Here is a 20,832-nt window from a genome sequence, read left to right on the forward strand (position 1 = left end):
CGCTGGATGTTTCATCGATGAGCCTTCTAAAGAACGTGAGCCGATACCGTCACCAGTACGCGGCCCATAGGTATAGAAATAGCGTGTCGTTGTCGCTCGCATTGCGTCCATGGCCGTCGTAATTCGACCGGGCGCCGAGGTATTTGGTGAAATGCGTGTATTGAAGACCGACGCGAATGTTCGGAACCGGAATCCAGAAGATCTCGGGCATCCACCCTTGCGTGGCCGGCGACGAGTTCGCGCTGCCGGCGTACGCAACACTATCCGCGGTGCCAGTCACGTTGAAGAACGAAAGACTCACGCCATATTTGGCCTGATAGATGTACGAGGCTTTCAGGCGTAAGGAATTCAGATTCGCTGACTGGCTGTTGCCAAACACGAAGTTACTCGGATCGCTGATGTTTTCATGGATGTAGCGCGCCTGTGCGGTGACGGTGTTCGGGTCGAGGATGTACTGGTACTGCGCATCCACACCGATGTCGCGATAACGGGTGACACCCTGGGTAAAGATCGGCATCGAGTTCGCGTCGTTCGGATAGACGTTCGCATTGATGCCAAATGTTCCCACCATGATGTTGTGCGGCCCCCACTCATGAGTCAGGGCCAGACGCCAGTACGGATTTTGACCCTTCAGATAGATCTGCGGGTGGTTGGGGTCGCCGGCCTTGTTGCCCTTGCTCATGAACGACCAGATGCCATCAGCGGTGCTATACAGCGACACCTCCGCATAGACGGTCCGGTTCCAGTAGAGGTAGCCGCCCGCACCCACGACCTGCTGCGCGAGTGTGCCTTCGAGGAGTGGCAGAAACTGGGGTGAGCCGACCGTGCTGATCGAAGAGGAAATGTACGGATAACTCCATGCCGGAGAACTGTTCCACACGTCCTGCACGGTCGGATTGTTGTGCAGGGTGGTGCCGAGAATCAGGTCGCTGGCGTCCCCTATGATCCTGTCCACATAACGGAAATCCATGTTGTCCGATGCCCAGTGGCCGATCCAGTGTCCGTCGCTGCCCTGATGGTCGTAGTTCGAGTAGGTGAATTGCGTGAACGCACCGATCCTGTCGGTGATCTTGCCGGCGAGGAAGATGCTGGCTGAATCGAAGATCGGCAGACCGTCTTTGGGCGAGACGATATTGCCGCTGGCATCATGGTTGAGCCTCGTCCTGGTCATGTCGAGCATCGCCATCACGGCGATCGGGACCGTACGTTCGCCGAAGGTATATCCATTGAGCTTGAACATTCGACCGTACGGCGTCAGTTCGGGAAACTGTCCGCCCGCGTGACACGCGACGCAGCTTTGCCCTGTTTGACGGGCGAAAACAGGCAGCGCTCGAACGACTGGAGCAACCAGCAGGCAAAGCACGGCGAGCGCCAGCATCCAGAAGTGACCCATCAGCCGATGGGCGGCATCGTCGCCTGAAATTGCCTTTGACATGTCCGTCTCCCCGACAGCCAGTTCCGCATTCGGTCATGCGCAGCGCGCACGAATCCCTGCCCACTGCGGAAACTGGGCGACAGCATCGCACTTCGCGCTCGGCATGACCGGCGTCGCATTTACATCGGCGTAGTGGGGCAAGCTGATGCCGCGTTGGGGTTGATGCTTGCCTGCGCGAAGCGCTTTCTCCAGACTCCAGAACGAACGCGCACGCCGATTTATTCCCGCGCATGCGCTTGAACGCGCAAGGCGGGAGATCGAGAGGGTCCTTGTTGAGTTGCCGCGGCTTTGGTTATTCGGGGTCGCGCTAGATCTTCATGCGCTGTAGAACGCGGTCGCCGGAGACGAACTGATGAAACATTGCGGCAGCGATATGCAGGCAGATGACACCGAACAGCACCCACGCGAGAACGCCATGCACATCGCCCATTGCATGCCCGAATGACGAGCCGGGTGCCGACAGTGAGGGTAACGAAACAAGTCCGCCGAGGCGTACCGTCCATGTGCGCGACGAAGCGTTGATCCAGCCGAGCAGCGGCACCAGCACGAGCAGCACGTACAGCGCCAGGTGGGTGACTTTGGAGGCGACGCGAAACAGCGGCGGCAGATTGTCCGGCGGCGACGGGTGAGTCACGCGCCACAGCACCCGCAACACCATCGCCGCGAGCAGTGCGGTGCCGACGCCAAGGTGCCAGGCGATCTCGCCGTCCGGCACGGTATCGCGGTGCACGTCCGGCATCGTCCAGCCGATCGCGAACTGCGCGGCTACCAGCCCGACGACGAGCCAATGGAGCAAACGGGCGACGATGTCATAGCGGTGTTCAGTCGAGACTTGCATAGGGGCGCCTGTGAGTTGGTTTCTGTCGAAATGGATCGTACACGGCGGCACCTTAAGGTCAGGTTAAGAACCGGTCGCCAAGGCCGCCTGTCTGCGCCGTTCGAATAACTCGAAGATGGCCATTCCCGCGATCATCGCCGCCACGAATACCCACGCTTTGGCCGACCCGAGCCCGAGCGCGACGAGCGCGGGGCCGGGACAGAACCCTGCAATTCCCCAGCCGACGCCGAACGCGCCACTGCCCAGCACCAGCCTTGCCGTGACGTGCGTCGACGCGGGAATTTGCATCGGCAATCCGAGCAGCGACTTGTCGCGGCGTTTCCCGATCGCGAAGCCGATTGCCGCGACGGCCACCGCGCCCATCATGTACGAAAGCGAGCGACGGGTTCCAGCGTCCGGCGAGATCGAGGAAGCCCTGCACTTTCGCGGGGTTCGCCATGCCCGACAACAGCAGGCCGAAGCCGAACAGCAGCCCGCATACGAATGAAACAGCTGTTGCCATCTTAGGCTCCGAGAAGATGTCGAATGATATAGACGGTGACGAAGCCGGCCGCCATGAACGTCGCCGTCGCGACCAGCGAGCGCGTGGCGCCGCGTGAAATGCCGCACACGCCGTGTCCGCTCGTGCAGCCGCTGCCGTAGCGGGTGCCGATGCCGACCAGCAAGCCGGCCGCGACCACGGCGGGCCACGACGCGTCGACGGTGATCGCGACAGGTGCATCGAGCGCGCGCGCGATCAGCGCGGCAACGATCAGCCCGGCGACGAAGGCGGCGCGCCATGCGCCCTCGCGCTTCGTCCAGCGCAGCAGGCCGCCGACTATCCCGCTGATTCCGGCGATGCGGCCCAGCAAAAGCACCATCGCCGCAGCCGCGACGCCGATCAGCAGGCCTCCGCACAGGGAGGCGATCGGGGTGAAATGGTCGAGATCGATCATCGTTCGCTCTGTTTGATCGTTGGGTGGGTTGGAGGGCAGCAGCAGCGCTTACATCAGCGCCGCTTTGACCAGCAGGCCGAGCGCCACGCACACGAGGATGCTCGCAAAGCCCAACTGCACATGATGGGCGGCGATGCGATGCGAGCCGCCCGCTGAGCATTCCGGCGGCGGTGGCGCCAGTGAACCACAACGCGACTTCGAGTGGAAGTGTCGCGCCGTGCGTGGCCGTCGCGAGAACGCCGCCACTGCCGACGAGCGCAATCACCATCAACGAAGTCGCGACGATGCCGTGCATCGACACGTCGGTCAGCTTGCGCATCATCGGCACGATGATGAAGCCGCCGCCGACGCCGAGCATACCTGTCATCAATCCGGTCAGCGACCCGGTGGCCGCGAGCGCGGCTGCGGTCGGCCAGGTCCAGCGAAAGCGGCCAGTCGCCGGGTCGACATGCGCGACGCACATCGACGATTGCGGCTCGCCCGACGCGCGGCGCGCGAGCGTCTGACGCAGCAGCCGGAACGCGACGACCAGCATCACCGCGGCGAACAGCGCGAGCAATACGCGTTGCGGCAACGCATGCGCGAGGCGCGCGCCGGCGGCGGTGGCGGGCACACCCGCGGCGGCCATCAGCAGCGCGGCGCGATAGCGGACGAGCCGCTTGCGGAACGCCTCGAGCGCGCCCACCGCTGCGCTGCCGGCCACCGCGACGAGCGCGACCGGCGTGGCTTGCTGTAGCGGCCAGCCCAGGTCCAGCCCGGCTGGTAATAGTGCGTGTCGGCGGGATCGATGACCGCGATGTCGAGATCGGGACAGCGCGCGAGCAGGCTCGATGCCGTCGCGATACCTGCCGCGCCGGCGCCGACGATCGCCACGTCGTGCCGGTGCGTCGGCCGCATCCGTTGCGAGGCGGCGGCGAGCGTGTCTGCCGCTGGATTCGAACGGTCCGTGAGTTTCGTGTTCCGCATGTAGGGTCCTCATGTTTGTATCACGCCGTCGCGCTTACAGCGCATCGACCGGTACCTTGATGTACGACACGCCATCGCTTTCGGGCGGTGGCAGGTGGCCCGCTCGCATGTTGACCTGCACCGAAGGCAGGATCAGCACGGGCATCGCGAGCGTGGCATCGCGGGCCGTGCGCATCGCGATGAACGACGCTTCGTCGATGCCGTCGTGGACATGGATGTTCTGTTCGCGCTGATGGGCCACCGTGGTCTCGAACAGCAGCGGCCGGCCGCCCGGCTGATAGTCGTGGCACAGATACAGGCGGGTTTGCGGCGCGAGACCGAGGATGCGCTGGATCGAGCGGTACAGCGCCGCCGCATCGCCGCCGGGGAAATCGCAGCGCGCGGTGCCGTAGTCGGGCGTGAAAAGCGTGTCGCCGATGAACGCGGCTTCTTCGCTGCCGTCGCTCGCGACATAGGTTACGCAGGCGGGCGTGTGGCCTGGCGTGTGCATCACGCGCACGGACAGGTCGCCGACGTTGAACGTCTCGTCGTTGTCGAACAGGCGGTCGAACTGCGAGCCGTCAGCGCAAAACTCAGGCCCCGCGTTGAACAGCTTGCCGAACACGGCTTGCACGCGCGTAACCTGCGCGCCGCTCGCGATCTGACCGCCGAGCCGTGCTTTCAGATAGGGCGCGGCCGACAGGTGATCGGCGTGCACGTGGGTTTCGAGTATCCATTGCACACGGGCGCCGAGCGACTCCACGCGCGCGGCGAGACGATCCGCGCTTGCGGTGCAGGTGCGTCCCGACTTCGGGTCGTAGTCGAGCACGGTGTCGATCAATGCGCAATTCCTCGTGCCTGCATCCATCAGCAGATAGCTGACGGTCGATGTTGCAGGATCGAAGAAGCCCTCGACGGCGAGCTTGCCGGTTGCCATTTCGGTGGGTTCCTCACGCTAGCGGACTAAGCCTGTCCGAGGCGCCCACTACTGCAGGAGTCGTGCCATCAAGCGGCGGCGTCGCGGCCCTCGTTCGTAACACGCTGATTTTTAGAGGCTTGTCGCGCGCGATATGGCGGATTGAAGATGCACCCGCCTGGCAATCGGCATCACCCGTGGCATAAAGTCACTGCCATTTGGCAGTCGTGGCAGAAATGGCAGGTCCGGGCGTATAGTGCGGCAGCCAACGAGTACCCACGATGATCCCGCCCGACATTCCGCCGCTGCCTTCGACCGAGCTTCCGTCGCAATCCTGTGGCTCGCCTGACGGCGTGGCCGCAGTGGGACCCGACGTGAGCACGTTGGTGTCGTATCTGGAGCACGATCCGCAACCGGCGATCGTGCTCGATCCGCACTATCAGATTCTGGCCGCGAACCGCGCGTATCAGCGCCAGTTCGGCGTCGAAGGCCAGGCGCACATCGGGCGCCGCTGCTATCAGGTTTCCCATCACTACGACGTGCCGTGCGATCAGGCGGGCGAGCACTGCCCGATGAAACGCGCGACGGAAAATCGCAGTGCGGATCGCGTGCTGCATATCCATCACACGCCGAGAGGCCCGGAGCACGTGGACGTCGAATTGCGGCCGATCTTCGACCGGCAAGCACGCATCGTCGCCTATGTCGAACGTCTCGCCACGGTCAGGAGCGCGTCCGCGCGGCCAAGCTCGGAAGGTCTGGTCGGGCGCGCGCCCGCGTTCAACGAGGCGATTTCCGCTTTGCAGCGCGTCGCGCCTTCGATGCTGCCCGTGCTGCTGCTCGGCGAATCGGGCACCGGCAAGGAGCTGTTCGCGCATGCTCTGCACGAAGCGAGCAGCCGCGGCCAGGGGCCGTTCGTCGTGGTGGATTGCTCGGGCATCACCGAGACGCTGTTCGAAAGCGAGTTGTTCGGCTTCGAGAAAGGCGCGTTCACCGGCGCGACGAGCCGTAAGCAGGGCCTCGTCGAAACCGCGCAGGGCGGCACGCTGTTTCTCGATGAAATTGGCGACGTGCCGCTTTCCATTCAGGTGAAGCTGCTGCGGCTGATCGAAACGGGCACCTTCAGGCGCGTGGGCAGCACCGATATGCTGCGTGCCGACTTCCGGCTCGTCGCGGCCACGCACAAGCCGCTAGAGCGGATGGTCGCGGACGGGCAATTTCGCGCTGACCTCTATTTCCGCATCAGTGCGTTTCCGATTCATTTGCCCGCGGTGCGCGAGCGTGTCGACGACATCGCGCTGCTCGCGGATTCGATCCTGACGCGCATTGCGTCGACGCGAACGGGGGCGTCGCATAAGGCGTCGATTTCGGCCGAGGCGTTGGCGCTGTTGCGCGCCTATGCGTGGCCCGGCAACATCCGGGAATTGCGCAACGTGCTAGAGCGCGCCAATCTGCTCGCCGACGGCGGCGTGATCCGCCCGGAACACTTGCCCGAGGCGGTCCGCGAAAAGGCTTCCGGCGCGGCCAAGGAATCGCTGGTCGAGGGTCTGGGCTTGCCGCGCAAGCTCACCGATGCGGAACTCGCGAGCGCAGCGGCGCAGTTCCGCGGGAAACGCAGTGAGCTTGCCGCGCAGCTGGGTTTGAGCGAGCGCACGCTTTATCGCCGGCTTAAAGCGATCGCGGGTGGTGAGGGGGCCTAACGTTTTTGGGCGTCGTGGCGAAACGTATGCGTATTCGCCTTCACGCAGGTGGTTCTCACCGACTGCCCGCACGCGTGCGCATCCGATTCAGCGTCGCAATAGTTCTGAAACCCGGACCCATTGGCTGCGAGGCGTGCCGGCCAGCCGGGAAAGCAAGGGAGCCTCGGGTACCAGGCACACGACCGGAAAGCAGCGTGCCCCGGTCGAAGTGAGCCAGAGCATGCGGTCGATGCCATCGGCCACACACACATACGGCTGGGTCGTCGTTTGAACAAAGGACGACGCGTTGGTCGATCGAGCAATCGATTGCGGGCGCACCCGGCATCGAACTTCAGCCAGCGGTACAGGGGCGATCCTGCCCAGCATGAAAGCTTCGTCGGCGAACGCAAGCTTTCCTCTCAGCGGGGTCGATGGTGCACGAGACGAGCAGACGAGTTCGTTTTCAGTTGTGGTCCAGTTCCGCCATAGCCCCAGCAAAGCATCGCGCCGGACTTCAACGATTGCGCGCTCTCCGTTCTCGTCTTGATCGGAGTCCACGCTCATGATGATGTGACCGCGATCGGTAGCAACCTTGAACAGAGCCGCTTTGCTAGCAATTGCGGATTCAGATGGTCCAATGTAAGTTTGCACGGTAATCCCGATCTGCAGAAAACAATTCGAGCGGACCGCGGCCGGCTCAGCGTCCAGCCAAACTGCTCCACTGTTTCGAGAATGCTCCATTCAGTGCAAGGCCCGCTCTGGCATTCGCGGGTCGGAGGCTGCGGGGGCATCGTCATTTGAATACATGCGTCGGCCCGGCGCTAGAAGAATTGCGACGTTTCGCTGGAACAGTACGCTCGCTATTTCGTGCGGTACCGACGGAGTTGGTAGACATCTCCGCGTGGGCTATCACGGTCTTGTGATCGTCGGAGAGTTCGAGGCTTTTGATCACGCCGATATCGACGTTCTTGAACTTGATCTTTGTCTTGCCGGTATGTGGCAAAAGAGGGCGCGTCGAAAGCCGAACCTACCCTTGCGGCCCAGATCGCCATTTACCGGGAATCGGTCAATCAGCCGCACTCCGTCGCACGGGCCGTGCTTGCGGCGATTATCGAGAGCCCGAACCTGCTGGACGGAATGAAGACGTCGGACGAAGCGAAAATGAAGGCGTTGCACGACGAGGCGGCAGACGCGGATTTGTCGTTGCTGCGCTACTTTGCCGCCAGTGGCCTCGCGTTTCACTCGCTGCTGGGCATGTCGCCGCTGGATGATACGGTCCGATCGTCTATTCGATCGGCATCTTGACGAAGAAAAATGGCACGGTCCGCGCGCGCAAGGAAAAGGTCGCAAACGATCTGCCGGATGAACTGGCGGTCGGACCCGCTCATGCGATCAAAGGGGGTTTCTCCTGGCGCTTGTGCGGCAACGCTTGCTGGCAGCTCCGTCGAACTCTTCGAAGCTCGCCGCTCGCCTCTCAATGCACGATGCCGAAGAACAGAATTGCACCTTCGGCTGGCGTCAGGCCCGCCTTGAAGTAGCCTTCGAGCCGGTCGGCTGTCGCCTCATCGAGTGTGAAGGGCGGGTGGATGTAGCCCACGGCGAATACATAGTCGTACCAGTCGCTGAGCCACGCGCGCAGTTGGATCACGTCCTGCGGACCGATGAGTTTTTCGACCTGAGAACGCAACGATATATTGCCCGCCATGATTTCCCCCCTCGATGCACGATGCGTCGATGCTATGGCGATCGGCGAGTGCGTCCAATCGGCACCGGCGGAATGTCGTCTCAGGAAGGGCTGGTTTTAGCCGTCAGGATTTGCTCCATCGGAATCGGCATGGCCTAAGGATTTCCTGACACGCGAATCAGGATGTGTCACCCCGGTTTTCCAGCTTGCACTGAATGCGACACGACTTCTGCTCATAGATGATGAGGTATCGAAATGCAATGTCGAAGTGATGGATCATGATGGGCTATCTGTCGGAGCGGGAGAACGTCGTCGAACAGATCGACTCGATATGTCTACGACTGTTCGACGCGTGGTGCGAGGCGCGCAGCGTGAAATCGCTCGCATATTTGATGCACTGCTGGCCGCTGATCGACAGCACGCCCAACGCGCTCAAACGGCTGGGTGAAACGATGCGCGAATTGCGTCGCAATCACGCGGAGCAGATCAACGAGTATGACTTTCGCGCGCTGTGCGAAGTAGCCGACCTGATCGACGAACTGACCGAGCCTCGCGCAGTCCGGCTGCTGGCCGTGGTGGGCGAGGCGGCGCAATAGCGAGCCGCAACGCAGCAAAAAACGCAGAAGAGCGGAGCAAAGCGTGCGAGCGGCGAGAGGCGAGCAGCGTGCGGCGGCAGTGAGGCCGCGGCGCGGCTGTGTCATCGGACGTTTCAAAACCTTTGAGCGCGCGATAGACCAGGCTCTGACATCGAGTGCAGAATAGGACAGCCTGCAACTCGTTGAGCGGTCTCTGAAAGGGAACACCGCATCATGAGCCATTTCGCCACCCCGGTCGCGCAGACCGGCACTATTCTGATAGTCGACGATACGCCGGGCAATCTCGGCGTAGTTGTCGACAGTCTGGAAGCGCGAGGCATACGCGTGCTGGTGGCGCTCGACGGTATCGAAGCGTTGGAGCGCGCGGTCTTCTCGCAGCCCGATGTGATCCTGCTCGACGTGAAGATGCCGGGCATCGACGGCTTTGAGACCTGTCGACGCCTCAAGCTCGATGAGCGCACGCGCGATATTCCCGTCCTGTTCATGACCTCGCTGACGGGCAACGAGGACCGCGTCGAAGGTTTTCTTGCAGGTGGCGTCGACTATGTGACCAAGCCGTTGCGCGTCGACGAGATGGTCGCGCGCGTCGGCGTGCATCTCGAGCTGCGGGTGATGCACAAGCAGGTTCTCGCGCAAAACCGGCAACTGCTGGCGGAAGTGGCCATGCGCAAGGAAACGGAGGCTGCGTTATCGCAAGCGCGCGACGATCTCGAGCGGCGTGTCGCTTTGCGTACGGAAGAACTGGCGCGCGCGAACGCGTGCTTGCAGGCAAGCGAGGCCCGCTTTCGCGCGATCGTCGAAACGAGCCCGGTGCCGCTGTGCATCACGTCGATGCCTGACGGGCACATCCTGTACACGAATCAGCCGCTGCGCGAACTGTTCGGCATGGACGAACGCTTGTCCGCCAATATCACGGATTTCTACGCCGACCGGGGGGAGCGCGAGCGTCTGATCGAGCATCTGCGCACGGAGGGCAGCTTGCGCGATAGGGAGATACAGTTCCGGCGTGCGGACGGTACACGGTTCTGGGCGATGGCGACGGCGCGCGTCGCGACTTACGACGATGCTCCCGCGATCTATGTCGGCCTGAACGACATTACGGGTCGCAAGCAGATGGAACAGGAACTCGTCGAATCACGCGAGCAGCAGCGCGAGCTGTCCGCGTATATGGAGGCGATCCGCGAGGAAGAGAGAAAGCGCATCGCGATGGAGATTCACGACGAACTGGGCCAATTGCTGACTGCACTCAAGATGGACGTGTCGTTGCTCAAGATGCGCATAGCGCACGACGCGGAAGCGTCGAAGAAAGCCGATGATATGCGTCAACTGGTCGAAGGCACGATCTCGATGGTGCGCAATGTCGCGAGCCATTTGCGCCCTGCCGCGCTCAACTTCGGAATCGTGTCTGCGCTCGAATGGCTTGTCGAGGAGTTCAACCGCCGCCATGCGATTGCGTGTGAATTGCGCATCGAAGGCGGCGACCCCGCGTTGTCCGACGCCCATGCGACGGCCCTGTTTCGCATCGCACAGGCGTCGCTGACGAACGTCGCGCGGCACGCGGACGCCACACATGTCGAGGTGACGCTTGTTTCGACAGCGGCGAAGCTCCTGCTGCAGGTGCGTGACGACGGCCGAGGCTTCGATCAGCAAGTCGTGAGGCGCGACTATTCATATGGCCTGCTCGGCATGAACGAGCGCGCGCGGCTGATCGGCGGATCGCTTTCAATCGACAGCGCGCCCGGCGCGGGCACCATGGTTTCGATTCACATTCCGCTCGATGCTGTTGGAAGGTAAGCCCAGCGATTCACGTTCCGCGGCGCAAATCATCGGATTTATCTTCCTTCCAGATATTGCTCGACGAAATTGAGAATCGACTTGGACCGGTAAGCCTTCGCCAACCTGCTGAGGTGGTCCGCGAAGGGTCGATAGCGCTCGTCGAGCTCGGTCAAGTGTTGCGCGTGTTGCGCAATGGCACGCATATCGCCGAGTCGCGCGAGGTAATGCAGCGCTTGAATTTCCTCCGGCGGAGGCGCCTTCAAGTCGTCCGGAAGAGGCGCGACGGCGGGTCCAGCAGATGGTCCCGCTTCAGTGACTTGCGCCTCTGAAGCTGCATCGATCCACTCGACATTCAGGAGCGCCGCGACGACGGACAAAAGCTGGCCGAAGTCGATCGGTTTGGCCAGAAAGGCATTTGCGCCGGCCTCCAGACTTTGCGCCGCATCGGTTCTCGACGCGCGTGCGGAGACTGCGACGATCGGGAGCTCCCGGAACTCGGCCATCTGGCGCAAGCGACGCGTGGCTTCGAGGCCGTCCGTCCCGGGCATGACCACGTCCATCAGGACGAGCGCAGGATGCAGGGATTCGATTTTCTCCATTGCTTCAGATCCATTACCCGCCTGCGCCATATCGAATCCGAGCGGACCGAGCATATCGACCATCACGGCACGGTTCTCCGCCACGTCATCCACAACGAGGATAGTTTTGCGCGGCCCTCTGTAGCCGCTCACGATTCGTTCGGGCGTGGCGACAGCCGCGCAAGGCGCTACCACCTCGACGTCCAGCTCGATCGAAAAGGCGCTGCCTATATCGCGGCGACTTTCGACACGGATCTCGCCTCCCATCAGGCGCACGAGTTGCCGGCTAATGGCTAGCCCGAGGCCCGTACCGCCAAAGCGATGATGGTCCTCGCTGACCTGCTCGAAAGGACTGAAGATTTCCTCCAGACGCCCTTGATCTATGCCGATGCCGGTGTCGCGGACTTCAAAACATAGTCGCGTCGGCGGTGTGAAAGCGACGCGCAGACGCACGCTTCCCTGCTCGGTAAATCTGATCGCGTTCGACAGCAGGTTGAGCAGCGCCTGGCGTAACCGTATTTCGTCCACCCGCACACACGCGGGCAGATCCGGCGGCATCTCGCAAACGAAGGCCAGGCCTTTTTCCGTGGCCTTCACCCGTATCGTCTCGGCGATAAAAGAGACGAACTGTTCGAGCGGGACGTCGGACAGATTGAGTTCCATTCTCCCGGCCTCGATTTTGGCGATATCCAGGATGTCGTCGATGAGCGTAAGCAGGTGTTCGCCGCTGCGCTGAATCACTGCAAGTCCGTCGAGCTGGTGCTGATCGAGGGTCGTGTCGCGCTTGAGGATTTGCGCGTACCCGAGAATTCCGTTGAGCGGCGTGCGTAGTTCGTGGCTCATGTGTGCCAGAAACTGACTCTTTGCCTGATTGGCCGCATCGGCACGCTCCTTGGCAACGGCTAGTTCCGCTGTCCGCTCGCGAATCATGTCTTCGAGGTGCTCGCGATAGCGCCGCAACTCCGCTTCGGCATGCTTTTGCTCCGTGATATCACGTGAGATACCGAGCAGGAACCGGGGCTCGCCGCGCACATCGACGATCGGAATCTTCATCGTGTGCACGAGGCGAAGTCCATGGCGCGTATGAACCGGCTCCTCCGGGATGTCGATCATTTGTCGCGACTCCAGCACCGCGCGATCCTTCAGCGCGAAGAAATTGGCCTCGTCGACGGGAAACAGGTCATGGACGGAGCGGCCGAGGAGTTCCTCGCGCCGGTAGCCGAGGAGTCGCTCCGCCGCCCTGTTGAAGCGCACGAAATGGAAGGTCTCGGCCTCCTTGACGAAGACCATGTCCGGGATGTTTTCGATGATGCTGTTAAGAAAGTTCTCGCTTTCCCGAAGCGCATCTTCGGCGTGCTGACGTTCGGCGATTTCGGCGGCTTGACCCGCGAGCGCCGTACTGAGTTCCGCCGTGCGCTGGGCGACGCGTGCCTCGAGTCCGGCGTTGAGTTCTTTTAGCGCCTGCTCGGCCTGGCGGCGTTGGCGCCGGTCTTCGAGGAACTGCTCGACAGCACGCGCCATATCGGCGATCTCGTCGCCGCCGTGCACGGGGACGCCAGCTTGCGGGTTCCCGGCATCGCCATGTCGCAGAAAATGGCTGACGCGGCGCAGGCGCGCCACCACATGGCGCCCGAGGAATTCGCGGGCGATTAGCCAGGTGAGCAACAGGCTGACAGCGAGTCCGCCTGCCACCCATTTACGAGTGCGATCCGCGCGAGCGGCCAGATCCTGGACTGCTTCGCGGTATTCGCTCGTCAAATCATCCGACTGCCGGTGCGCCGCGGCGGCGAGCGCGTCGGCCGCGCCGCGCAGATCCGCGTCGAGGCTGGCCAGCGACACGCCTGCCGGTTGCACCGACGCCGAGGCAGCCCGGCGGGCGAGCGCGGTCTCGCGCACCTGCGCCTCGATGTTGACGATGTTGCGAAAGCGTTGGCTCGACCGATAAAGTGTCAGCGGGTCGACGCCCGGGTCTTCGCTCGTGGTCGCCGACGCCAGCCGGCTGACCAGGCCGTCGAAGGATGCCAACTGTTCGAGCACCTGCCGATGCGTCTCGCGCACGGCTTCAACCGTATCGTCGCTAGACAGCTGCAACGCGAGGCGTTCGATCGTCAGCGTGTGCTGCACGAGATCCTGCGCATCCACGAGGCGGGCGAGCCGCTCTTCGGCGAGCTGACGGATCGAATAGGCCGAAGTGGCCAACGAGTAGATCGACGTGGCGCCGATCACGACCACCAGCGCGGCCAGGCACGAGGCGACGAGCGCAAACTGAGCGGTCAGCGATTGTGGGAATGGCAGTTTCACGGGCGTTGCCAGATCCGACGATAAATGTCGCGATAGCCGTTGTCAGGATCGTAGAGCAGATGATCGCCGCCGTCAGCGGCGATGTTGTCCGCCGTGACGAGATGCACGGGGCTCACGTAACCCGTTACGCCTTCTCCGGCGAAAAGCCGGTTCAGTTCGTCGACCAACTGCCAGCCGTGCAGATTCAGGGGTTCGGCGACGGTCCCCGTCTGGAACGTACCCGTGCGGATGCGCAGGAAGGCGGACTCGCTGCCGTCGCCGGCCGACAGCATGATCATTGCGGCGTTTGGTATTCCCGCCTGCGTCAATACCGGCACGGCGTAGTCGAAGTAGATGTCGTTGATCCCCAGCGCACAGGTCCAGCGCGGGCCGTAACGCGCGAGCAGGGCGCGTGTCGCCTCTGGCATCAGCTTCTCGCTGCGCGAGATCGCCACGTCGCGCACTTCAAGCAGGGTACAGCCACTGCACTTGCGAACGAGAGCAGCCATTGCGTCCGCCTTTTCCTGTGCGATCCGGAAACCGGTATCGGTGAAGATGACGACGCCCGCATGTCCGGCAGACTGCACGATGGCCGCGAGCGCGGTCACCCGTGCAACCTCGAGCGGATCCGTCGAGACGTTCATCGCGACGGGCGTGCCTGCCACGGGTCCGGCCCGCGCCGCCACGTGCCAGCCGACGATCGGGATGTTGCCGTCGGCAAACTGCCGCAGTGCGGGGAGCAGCGCATGTGCGTCGCCCCCGGCGAGGATCAGACCGTCGGGGTGGCCTGCCAGCGCATTCGCGAGCATCTTCAGACGGAGCTCGGCCGTACCGCCGGAATCGAAGATCCTGACCCGCCAGCCTATGACCTTGGCCGCCTCCAGCACACCACCGACCACCCCGAGGATGCCGCCGTTGCGCAAATCCTCGGCGACCACGGCGATATGCTTTCCGGATTGCGCGCGCGGGCCATTGCGCGGCCCGCTCCAGGGCGCAGCGGGTCGCGAAGCGGCGTCGACCACTCGCTTCGCCATGGCCAGAAAGTCCGTCGCGGCGACCGGCGCTGAAGTCGAAGGGGCAGGTAACAAATCCTGCGCCGTGGCCGCCGACAGCTCACACGCGCATGCCAATGCCAGAAGGAAGCCTCTCATGCTGTCCCTCCACGGGGCTCCGTCGAGATCGATTGGTTTCGCCCGAGCTGCTCGCGGAGCATTTGCTGGTTAGCATATTACAACCGGATTTCCGCGTGACCTTGCGCCTCGCGCGACAGCTGGCCCGCCTTCAGCAAAAGAGCGCGCACCGGCTCGAGCCATCAAACCTCATGGCGCGTGCCGGGCTGCGCGACCGGCTCGCGCAGCCTGCGCCTTTGAGAAGGCGTCGACAACATCGAATCGATATAGGTGTGCGCCCGATTTTCTCCATACCTGAACGCCTCCCGCTCAGTCAGAAAATCGAACTGTTCCGGAAAGCTGACCACTTCCTGGTGCGGATTGCCGGGCAACGTCACGGTCCATGACACGCGATAACGGCGATATTTCCCGCCGAGCCAATGCGTCTTCGATAGCGTGACGTTGACCTCGATATTGCAGCCGCGATACGGCGCATATTCCTGAATGGACATCGCTTTTCTCCCGCCACTGAACGGGTCGCGCCGTTCGGCCGCGACAAGCGCGCAGCCCATGGCTGTCTCCGTTATGCGTTTCGTATTGACGATGCACGTTTAGCAACGGGCGTTCCCGGCCAACCGCCGCGGCCGTAATCGCGAGGCGGGCAGCAGCATGCGGAATGCGGAATGCGGAATGCGGAATGCTAGCGGATTGGTACGGCCCGTCACGATGGATCACAAAGACCGAACACGAGAACACGCGCATACCGAAGCGCTGTGGTTGGGGAGCAGAGATGAGCGCGCAGGTGAATTGGACAAAGCACGCCGTTTGTCACGGCAATATTGTGATCATTGGATTAGGAAGCATCGCGAGTTCGCTGCTACCGATACTTTTCAGGCACATCGATGTTTGCCCGAAACACGTGACCGTGTTTTGCCCGCCCGGCAACGATACGGCGATCGCTCGCGAATGCGGGCTGAGCGTCGTCGAGCAGGCGCTGTCGGAGAACAACTTCGAGGCGCTGCTCGCTGGCTACGTCAAAAGAGGCGACCTCGTGCTGAATCTGTCAGTGAACGTGTCGAGCGAATCGCTCGTGCGTTTCTGCTGGTCTCGTGGCGCGCTGTATCTCGACACATCCATCGAGCCATGGGAAGGAGAGTCGACCGATCCCGATCGTTCCGCCTCCAGGCGCAGCAACTATGCGCTTCGCGAAGCTTTGCTGGCCTTTCGCCTCGACAAGCGCGACGGTCCGACCGCCATTCTCACGCAAGGCGCGAACCCCGGACTGGTTTCGGCGTTCGTAAAACAGGCGCTGCTCGATATGGCCTCCAACAGCGGCATCGAGGCAACAGCGCCGCGCAGCTACGAGGACTGGGCCGCGCTCGCACACCGGCTGAACATCAAGGCGATCCACATAGCGGAGCGGGACTTCCAGGTCGCCAAGTGCCGCAAGGCGCGAAACGAGTTCGTCAATACGTGGTCCGTCGACGCTTTCGTGGAAGAGGGCATGCAACCGGCGGAACTTGGATGGGGTACGCATGAACGGCATTGGCCTGTGGACGCGCGTCGGCACGGATTCGGCAGTGATGCGGCGATCTACCTGCAACGCCCGGGACTCGCGACCCGCGTACGCAGTTGGACGCCGCTCGCCGGTAGTTATCATGGGTTCCTCATTACGCACGGAGAGTCGATCTCCATCGCCGACCATCTGACACTTCGCAAGGATGGCGAAGTGATCTACCGTCCGACAGTGCACTATGCTTATCGGCCTTGCGACGATGCGTTTCTTTCGATCGACCAGTTCGCCGGACGAGGCTGGCGCCTGCAGGACCAAAAGCGGATCATGCGCGATGAGATCGTCGATGGCGCCGACGAACTCGGCGTGCTGTTGATGGGAAACGACAGCGGAGTCTACTGGTACGGCTCCCGTCTGACCACGCCGCAAGCCCGTCGACTCGCGCCGCATAACGACGCAACGAGCCTGCAGGTGGTGGCCGGCATCCTGGCCGGCATCGTATGGGCGCTCGAGAATCCGGACGCCGGCGTAGTCGAGCCGGACGACATCGACTATCAAACCGTGATGCGGGTCGCGCGACCCTATCTGGGCGAGATGATTGGCGTCTATGATTCATGGACGCCGCTCGCGCAACGCTCGCTCCTTTACGATTCGCCGTGCGACGACGATCCCTGGCAATTTCTCAACATACGCGTTCCATAGCGGGCAGACCTTCGGAGACCGGCTTATGTCGTCACTGTTGAACAAGGAACAGGGCGTTGTCGAGGACTCGTATTACGAGGCGAGCGTCACCCGTGCGCAGTCTCATCCTCCGTTGCAGGAGAAACTCAACGCGGACGTGTGCGTGATCGGCGCTGGCTATGCGGGGCTTTCGTGCGCGCTGGAGCTAGCCGAGCGTGGCTTCGACGTGGCATTGCTGGAGGCGCAGCGCATCGGCTGGGGGGCGTCCGGGCGTAACGGTGGGCACGCGATTGTCGGCTTCGGCGACGAGGGTGAAGATGCGATCGAGCACCAATGTTCCCGCGAGGTCGCGCGAAGGGCGTGGGATGTGTCGCTGGAGGGTATGCGACTGTTGGAAGATCGGCTTGTGCGCTTCGGCATCGATTGCCATTATCGGCGCGGATATCTGACGCTTGCCGTCAGCGATCGGAAGGCGGAACAACTGATGAACTGGGTGCGGCGCACGCGCGACAGGTACGACTACCCGCTCGAATGGCTGGGCCGCACGGCGCTTGACGCTCATATAGCGTCGCAGCGGTTTGCCGCGGGCGTGTACGACGCCGGGTCTGGCCATCTTCATCCGCTTCTCTATTGCCTTGGTCTGGGCGAGGCGGCGCGTCGCACGGGCGTCAGGATTTTCGAAAATTCCGCCGTGTCGCGGCTCGATCGGGGCGCTCGGCCTGTGGTGAAGACAGCCGAGGGAGAGGTGTCGTGTGACCGTGTGGTAATGGCTGGAAACGTTTATCTGGGAGAGTTCGGCGATCATCCCGCACCGGAGATCGAAGCCCGCATCATGCCCGTGGGCACCTACATGATCGCGACGGAACCGCTTACCGGTGAGCGGGCCGACGCGCTGATGCCGGGCCGCGCCGCGGCGTCCGACAACAATCTGATACTCGATTACTTCCGGCTCAGTGCGGATGATCGTTTGCTGTTCGGTGCAGGCGAATCGTATGACGCCACCACCCCGCGCGATCTGATCGACCGCATGCGCAGACGCATGATGGGCGTTTTTCCGCAACTCGCCGACGTGAACATTGAATATGCATGGGGCGGCTATGTCGACATCACGATGAACCGCGCGCCGGATCTCGGTCGTATCGGCGACAACCTCTACTATGTGCAAGGCTTCTCCGGACATGGGCTGGTGTTCGCGGGAATGGCCGGCAAGATTCTGGCGGACGCGATCGGCGGCGATGCGTCCCGCTTCGACGTGTTTAGCCGCATCAGGCATCGACGGTTCCCGGGCGGCAAGAGGCTACGCACACAGGCTTTGGTTCTGGGCATGTGGTATTACAAGCTCCGTGAACTCATCTGACCGACGCTTGTGATGGGGCCGGTGCCCGCTGATGTTCGCGGGCAGCCGCCTCCGCTTATGTCCTCATACGTCCATCGGCCCAAGCGGTAAGTCTCCGGTGTCGGGCGCCGACCAGTATGGTCGCCGGTTGTAGTACTTATGCAACTCGGTTCCCCATGCTGGATCTGCCATGGACGGCCAGTGATCTTTGTCGAACCCCGGGTCGTCCTTGATCCGTTGCGCGGTGATGTCGACACGGAAGCATTTTTCCGCCGTGTCGAGAGTGAGTGCATTCCACGGAATCGCGTGCAGCGTGTCGCCCATGCCGAGGAAACCTCCTTCCGACAGGACGGCGTAGGCGACGCGACCACCCCGGACGTCGAGCATGATGTCGGAAATCTTGCCGACATGTTCGCCGTCGGTGGTGATTACCTTGTTGCCGTCCAGTGTGTCGGCGGACATTACATCCGGCCCCGGTCCTTCTCCTACGCCACCGCCAACTATCCGCGCGCCCGCTTCGCCGGTCGTTCGATTTGGATCAAGCCTCGTCATGATGTCCTCCCTCGTTTCTGCTGGTATCAGCCGGGTCGCAACCGCCATGCCCGCCCCGAACGAGCTAGTCGGCAGGTGAGTCGCAGCGGACCGTCGTGGCGTTGGTTCTTTCTACCGTCAGATTGATCGAGCGTTCCGTGGCAGGACGGGTACGGTGGCGCATGCCGGCCGGAATCGTGAGCATTTGGCCTCGCCGCAACTCGACCTGGCCGTCGTCGAAGTCAATGATCAATGTTCCGTCGATCGCGATGAACGTTTCGTCGGAGTCGGGATGGATGTGCCAAAAATATGGCGCATTCATCACGCTAATATGGACGTCGTGATCATTGACGGTCGTCAGGACTTCATTGCGGTAACCGTCGCAAGCGGTATCTATCGTGGTGAGAAATTCGACTGGTTCGATCATCCATCTCTCCCTACTGGATCGGCGGCACGACGCCGAGCTTTTCGGCCAGCATTCTTTCATAGACGCCGAAGTGCAGATCGACCTCTTCCTGCGTCACCACCGTCACGAAGATATTGATCTGGTCCAGCTGCAAACCCAACACCGTGGCGATCGCCGCTTCGAGCTGCGGCGCGCAAAGCCGATCGTCCGCGAAAGTGGTGCCGACCGAGATTTCGTAAGCCGATTCCTGCCGGAATACCACTTCGACCAGCCGCGCGCGGGCGCTCATATTGTTGTCGATCGCCAATTGGATGACTTCGGCCGCAGAGCGCATCGTCTCGGTTGGAAAACCTTTCGTTGAGCGCAACCGGATTCGGTGCCGCCCAAGGGTGAGCCAGTCATGTTCGAATTCCATGAAGACCTCGCATGGTTCGTCGGAGTGTCGTAAAAATAGTGCTCAGCGAGCCGATTTCAAGAACAAAATTTTGCGTTCCCCACCTTGAAATTTTCTCCGTGCATACTATTCTAAATTCCGCTCAGGCAGCCGCGCCCGCCATGCGGCGCGCTGCGTGTTTCGATTTGTTTGCCGCAGCCCGGCAGACGGACTGGAGCGCGTAGGCCGGTTCGTTTCCGTGCTGCATCCAAGGAGGAAACGATCATGAGTGACCTTTACTTCGGGACCGACCTGTTCAGTGAGTTCGACCGTCTGCAACGGCAGATGGCGAGCCTCTTCGGCGGCTTCCCTTCCAGTATCCGTTCAGGCCGCGCTGGCGCCTTCCCGCAGATCAACATCGGTTCGACCGACGACTCGATCGAGATCGTCGCGTTCGCGCCCGGGGTCGATCCGGCCAAGCTCGACGTATCGCTAGACAAGGGGTTGCTGGCCATCAGCGGCGAGCGCGCGAGCTCGCAACCGGAAACCCGCGGCGACGATGTGCGCACCTATGCGCAGGAGCGATTCGTTGGCACGTTCCGGCGCGTGGTCGAGCTCCCGCAAAACGCGGACCCAGGCAAGGTCAGCGCGCGGTACACCAATGGATGCCTGATGGTGAGCATCGGCAAAAGCGAGGCGTCAAAGCCGCGGGCGATCACCGTTCAGTGAGCGGCTGGCAGAACTACGGAGGACATCATGAACGACACGACTGAACTCGCCAGAAAGGACCAAACGGCGGTGGCCCAGCGCGACGGTGATGCGTCGCAACGCCGGATCACGTTGACACCGCCGGTAGACATCTTCGAGGACAGCCACGGCATCACGCTGTGGGCGGATCTTCCGGGCGTGACCAGGGAGCGGCTGGACGTCAAGGTCCACGATGGCAACCTGTACATCGAAGCAGAAGCGGTGGTGCCGACACCGGCGGAACTGCGCCTGCAGCATGCGGAGATCCGGCAGCCTCACTTCGCGCGGGCGTTCTCGATCAGCGCCGACTTCGATGCGTCGAAAATCGAAGCCAATCTGAAGGACGGCGTATTGAAGCTGACGATACCGCGCCGCGACGAAGCGCGACCGCGCCGCATCGAGGTGAGTACCGACTGAACGAACCATCGACATCGGCTAGCACCGACGCCAGGATTACCCCGCAGCGGGTGACGATCT

General features: G+C 62.4%; 20 protein-coding genes and 3 pseudogenes. 8 read left to right on the plus strand and 15 right to left on the minus strand.

From position 1 onward, the window contains the following. Window positions 1-49: 49 nt before the first annotated feature. The 7 genes and pseudogenes from QFZ91_RS02805 to QFZ91_RS02835 form a co-directional block, all read right to left on the minus strand. Complete coding sequence (locus QFZ91_RS02805; RefSeq protein ID WP_429566173.1) at window positions 50-1,435, minus strand: cytochrome C; 1,386 nt, start codon at window positions 1,433-1,435, stop codon at window positions 50-52. A 307-nt stretch (window positions 1,436-1,742) separates the two neighbouring features. Continuing rightward, a complete protein-coding gene (locus QFZ91_RS02810) occupies window positions 1,743-2,273 on the minus strand; it encodes a cytochrome b (protein ID WP_429566174.1) in 531 nt (176 codons plus the stop codon). Window positions 2,274-2,336: 63 nt separating this feature from the next. After that, window positions 2,337-2,775, minus strand: a pseudogene (locus QFZ91_RS02815) (DUF6691 family protein). 1 nt (window position 2,776) lies between these two features. Further along, window positions 2,777-3,208, minus strand: a complete 432-nt coding sequence (locus QFZ91_RS02820; RefSeq protein ID WP_429566175.1) for a YeeE/YedE family protein — start codon at window positions 3,206-3,208, stop codon at window positions 2,777-2,779. Window positions 3,209-3,256: 48 nt separating this feature from the next. Beyond that, a pseudogene (locus QFZ91_RS02825) lies at window positions 3,257-3,956 on the minus strand (sulfite exporter TauE/SafE family protein); the annotation flags it as partial. After that, window positions 3,947-4,174 (minus strand): annotated as a pseudogene (locus tag QFZ91_RS02830) (FAD/NAD(P)-binding protein); the annotation flags it as partial. The pseudogenes QFZ91_RS02825 and QFZ91_RS02830, both read right to left, overlap by 10 nt. Window positions 4,175-4,208: 34 nt before the next feature. Next, window positions 4,209-5,090, minus strand: coding sequence for an MBL fold metallo-hydrolase (locus QFZ91_RS02835; protein WP_429566176.1), 882 nt, complete (start codon window positions 5,088-5,090; stop codon window positions 4,209-4,211). Window positions 5,091-5,350: 260 nt separating this feature from the next. Between QFZ91_RS02835 and QFZ91_RS02840 the strand changes: the two genes are divergently transcribed. Next, window positions 5,351-6,766: a sigma-54 interaction domain-containing protein gene (locus tag QFZ91_RS02840; RefSeq protein ID WP_429566177.1), complete on the plus strand. Its 1,416-nt coding sequence runs from the start codon at window positions 5,351-5,353 to the stop codon at window positions 6,764-6,766. 87 nt (window positions 6,767-6,853) lie between these two features. On the opposite strand, the gene QFZ91_RS02845 is transcribed toward QFZ91_RS02840, so the two are convergent. Then, the gene (locus tag QFZ91_RS02845; RefSeq protein ID WP_429566178.1) at window positions 6,854-7,396 is read right to left on the minus strand and encodes a plasmid fertility inhibition factor family protein; all 543 of its coding nucleotides are present in this window, start codon (window positions 7,394-7,396) and stop codon (window positions 6,854-6,856) included. 345 nt (window positions 7,397-7,741) lie between these two features. On the opposite strand from QFZ91_RS02845, the gene QFZ91_RS02850 reads away from it, so the two are divergent. Next, entirely contained in the window at window positions 7,742-8,050 is a 309-nt protein-coding gene (locus QFZ91_RS02850; RefSeq protein ID WP_429566179.1) for a hypothetical protein, read from the plus strand. A 169-nt stretch (window positions 8,051-8,219) separates the two neighbouring features. Here the strand turns inward: QFZ91_RS02850 and QFZ91_RS02855 are convergent, their stop codons facing one another. Beyond that, complete coding sequence (locus QFZ91_RS02855; RefSeq protein WP_176385276.1) at window positions 8,220-8,450, minus strand: hypothetical protein; 231 nt, start codon at window positions 8,448-8,450, stop codon at window positions 8,220-8,222. Between the two features lie 257 nt (window positions 8,451-8,707). On the opposite strand from QFZ91_RS02855, the gene QFZ91_RS02860 reads away from it, so the two are divergent. Further along, on the plus strand, window positions 8,708-9,025 hold the full coding sequence (locus QFZ91_RS02860) for a hypothetical protein (RefSeq protein WP_176385274.1): 318 nt from the start codon (window positions 8,708-8,710) through the stop codon (window positions 9,023-9,025). A gap of 213 nt (window positions 9,026-9,238) precedes the next feature. Continuing rightward, window positions 9,239-10,819: a response regulator gene (locus tag QFZ91_RS02865; protein ID WP_429566180.1), complete on the plus strand. Its 1,581-nt coding sequence runs from the start codon at window positions 9,239-9,241 to the stop codon at window positions 10,817-10,819. 38 nt (window positions 10,820-10,857) lie between these two features. Here the strand turns inward: QFZ91_RS02865 and QFZ91_RS02870 are convergent, their stop codons facing one another. From QFZ91_RS02870 to QFZ91_RS02880, 3 genes are all read right to left on the minus strand, one after another. Next, complete coding sequence (locus QFZ91_RS02870; protein ID WP_429566181.1) at window positions 10,858-13,680, minus strand: ATP-binding protein; 2,823 nt, start codon at window positions 13,678-13,680, stop codon at window positions 10,858-10,860. Further along, on the minus strand, window positions 13,677-14,810 hold the full coding sequence (locus tag QFZ91_RS02875; protein WP_176385268.1) for a substrate-binding domain-containing protein: 1,134 nt from the start codon (window positions 14,808-14,810) through the stop codon (window positions 13,677-13,679). Before QFZ91_RS02875 ends, QFZ91_RS02870 begins: the two co-directional genes overlap by 4 nt. A gap of 161 nt (window positions 14,811-14,971) precedes the next feature. After that, window positions 14,972-15,280 carry a hypothetical protein gene (locus QFZ91_RS02880; protein ID WP_176385266.1) on the minus strand — a complete coding sequence of 103 codons (309 nt, stop codon included), beginning with the start codon at window positions 15,278-15,280 and terminating at the stop codon, window positions 14,972-14,974. A gap of 278 nt (window positions 15,281-15,558) precedes the next feature. On the opposite strand from QFZ91_RS02880, the gene QFZ91_RS02885 reads away from it, so the two are divergent. Both QFZ91_RS02885 and QFZ91_RS02890 read left to right on the plus strand, forming a co-directional pair. Beyond that, window positions 15,559-16,983 (plus strand): homospermidine synthase, encoded by a 1,425-nt coding sequence (locus QFZ91_RS02885; RefSeq protein WP_176385264.1) that lies wholly within the window; start codon window positions 15,559-15,561, stop codon window positions 16,981-16,983. A 25-nt stretch (window positions 16,984-17,008) separates the two neighbouring features. Further along, the gene (locus QFZ91_RS02890) at window positions 17,009-18,319 is read left to right on the plus strand and encodes an NAD(P)/FAD-dependent oxidoreductase (protein WP_429566182.1); all 1,311 of its coding nucleotides are present in this window, start codon (window positions 17,009-17,011) and stop codon (window positions 18,317-18,319) included. A 63-nt stretch (window positions 18,320-18,382) separates the two neighbouring features. On the opposite strand, the gene QFZ91_RS02895 is transcribed toward QFZ91_RS02890, so the two are convergent. From QFZ91_RS02895 to QFZ91_RS02905, 3 genes are all read right to left on the minus strand, one after another. After that, the gene (locus QFZ91_RS02895) at window positions 18,383-18,850 is read right to left on the minus strand and encodes a PRC-barrel domain-containing protein (protein ID WP_176385261.1); all 468 of its coding nucleotides are present in this window, start codon (window positions 18,848-18,850) and stop codon (window positions 18,383-18,385) included. A gap of 64 nt (window positions 18,851-18,914) precedes the next feature. Continuing rightward, the gene (locus QFZ91_RS02900) at window positions 18,915-19,256 is read right to left on the minus strand and encodes a cupin domain-containing protein (RefSeq protein ID WP_176385259.1); all 342 of its coding nucleotides are present in this window, start codon (window positions 19,254-19,256) and stop codon (window positions 18,915-18,917) included. Between the two features lie 10 nt (window positions 19,257-19,266). Then, a complete protein-coding gene (locus QFZ91_RS02905; RefSeq protein WP_176385257.1) occupies window positions 19,267-19,650 on the minus strand; it encodes a hypothetical protein in 384 nt (127 codons plus the stop codon). Between the two features lie 243 nt (window positions 19,651-19,893). Between QFZ91_RS02905 and QFZ91_RS02910 the strand changes: the two genes are divergently transcribed. Both QFZ91_RS02910 and QFZ91_RS02915 read left to right on the plus strand, forming a co-directional pair. Beyond that, the gene (locus tag QFZ91_RS02910; protein WP_429566183.1) at window positions 19,894-20,337 is read left to right on the plus strand and encodes an Hsp20/alpha crystallin family protein; all 444 of its coding nucleotides are present in this window, start codon (window positions 19,894-19,896) and stop codon (window positions 20,335-20,337) included. Window positions 20,338-20,364: 27 nt separating this feature from the next. After that, complete coding sequence (locus QFZ91_RS02915) at window positions 20,365-20,772, plus strand: Hsp20/alpha crystallin family protein (RefSeq protein WP_429566184.1); 408 nt, start codon at window positions 20,365-20,367, stop codon at window positions 20,770-20,772. Window positions 20,773-20,832: the final 60 nt, after the last annotated feature.

The sequence above is a fragment of the Paraburkholderia sp. JPY419 genome, assembly GCF_050435705.1.
Classification (GTDB): Bacteria; Pseudomonadota; Gammaproteobacteria; order Burkholderiales; family Burkholderiaceae; genus Paraburkholderia; species Paraburkholderia youngii.

Excerpts from the sequence above, each read along its gene's own strand:
- QFZ91_RS02895 (WP_176385261.1), bottom strand. The coding sequence starts at position 18,850 with ATGACGAGGCTTGATCCAAATCGAACGACCGGCGAAGCGGGCGCGCGG.
- QFZ91_RS02910 (WP_429566183.1), top strand. The coding sequence starts at position 19,894 with ATGAGTGACCTTTACTTCGGGACCGACCTGTTCAGTGAGTTCGACCGT.
- QFZ91_RS02875 (WP_176385268.1), bottom strand. The coding sequence starts at position 14,810 with ATGAGAGGCTTCCTTCTGGCATTGGCATGCGCGTGTGAGCTGTCGGCG.
- QFZ91_RS02890 (WP_429566182.1), top strand. The coding sequence starts at position 17,009 with ATGTCGTCACTGTTGAACAAGGAACAGGGCGTTGTCGAGGACTCGTAT.
- QFZ91_RS02860 (WP_176385274.1), top strand. The coding sequence starts at position 8,708 with ATGATGGGCTATCTGTCGGAGCGGGAGAACGTCGTCGAACAGATCGAC.
- QFZ91_RS02885 (WP_176385264.1), top strand. The coding sequence starts at position 15,559 with ATGAGCGCGCAGGTGAATTGGACAAAGCACGCCGTTTGTCACGGCAAT.
- QFZ91_RS02855 (WP_176385276.1), bottom strand. The coding sequence starts at position 8,450 with ATGGCGGGCAATATATCGTTGCGTTCTCAGGTCGAAAAACTCATCGGT.
- QFZ91_RS02905 (WP_176385257.1), bottom strand. The coding sequence starts at position 19,650 with ATGGAATTCGAACATGACTGGCTCACCCTTGGGCGGCACCGAATCCGG.
- QFZ91_RS02900 (WP_176385259.1), bottom strand. The coding sequence starts at position 19,256 with ATGATCGAACCAGTCGAATTTCTCACCACGATAGATACCGCTTGCGAC.
- QFZ91_RS02840 (WP_429566177.1), top strand. The coding sequence starts at position 5,351 with ATGATCCCGCCCGACATTCCGCCGCTGCCTTCGACCGAGCTTCCGTCG.
- QFZ91_RS02880 (WP_176385266.1), bottom strand. The coding sequence starts at position 15,280 with ATGTCCATTCAGGAATATGCGCCGTATCGCGGCTGCAATATCGAGGTC.
- QFZ91_RS02805 (WP_429566173.1), bottom strand. The coding sequence starts at position 1,435 with ATGTCAAAGGCAATTTCAGGCGACGATGCCGCCCATCGGCTGATGGGT.
- QFZ91_RS02820 (WP_429566175.1), bottom strand. The coding sequence starts at position 3,208 with ATGATCGATCTCGACCATTTCACCCCGATCGCCTCCCTGTGCGGAGGC.
- QFZ91_RS02810 (WP_429566174.1), bottom strand. The coding sequence starts at position 2,273 with ATGCAAGTCTCGACTGAACACCGCTATGACATCGTCGCCCGTTTGCTC.
- QFZ91_RS02915 (WP_429566184.1), top strand. The coding sequence starts at position 20,365 with ATGAACGACACGACTGAACTCGCCAGAAAGGACCAAACGGCGGTGGCC.
- QFZ91_RS02865 (WP_429566180.1), top strand. The coding sequence starts at position 9,239 with ATGAGCCATTTCGCCACCCCGGTCGCGCAGACCGGCACTATTCTGATA.
- QFZ91_RS02835 (WP_429566176.1), bottom strand. The coding sequence starts at position 5,090 with ATGGCAACCGGCAAGCTCGCCGTCGAGGGCTTCTTCGATCCTGCAACA.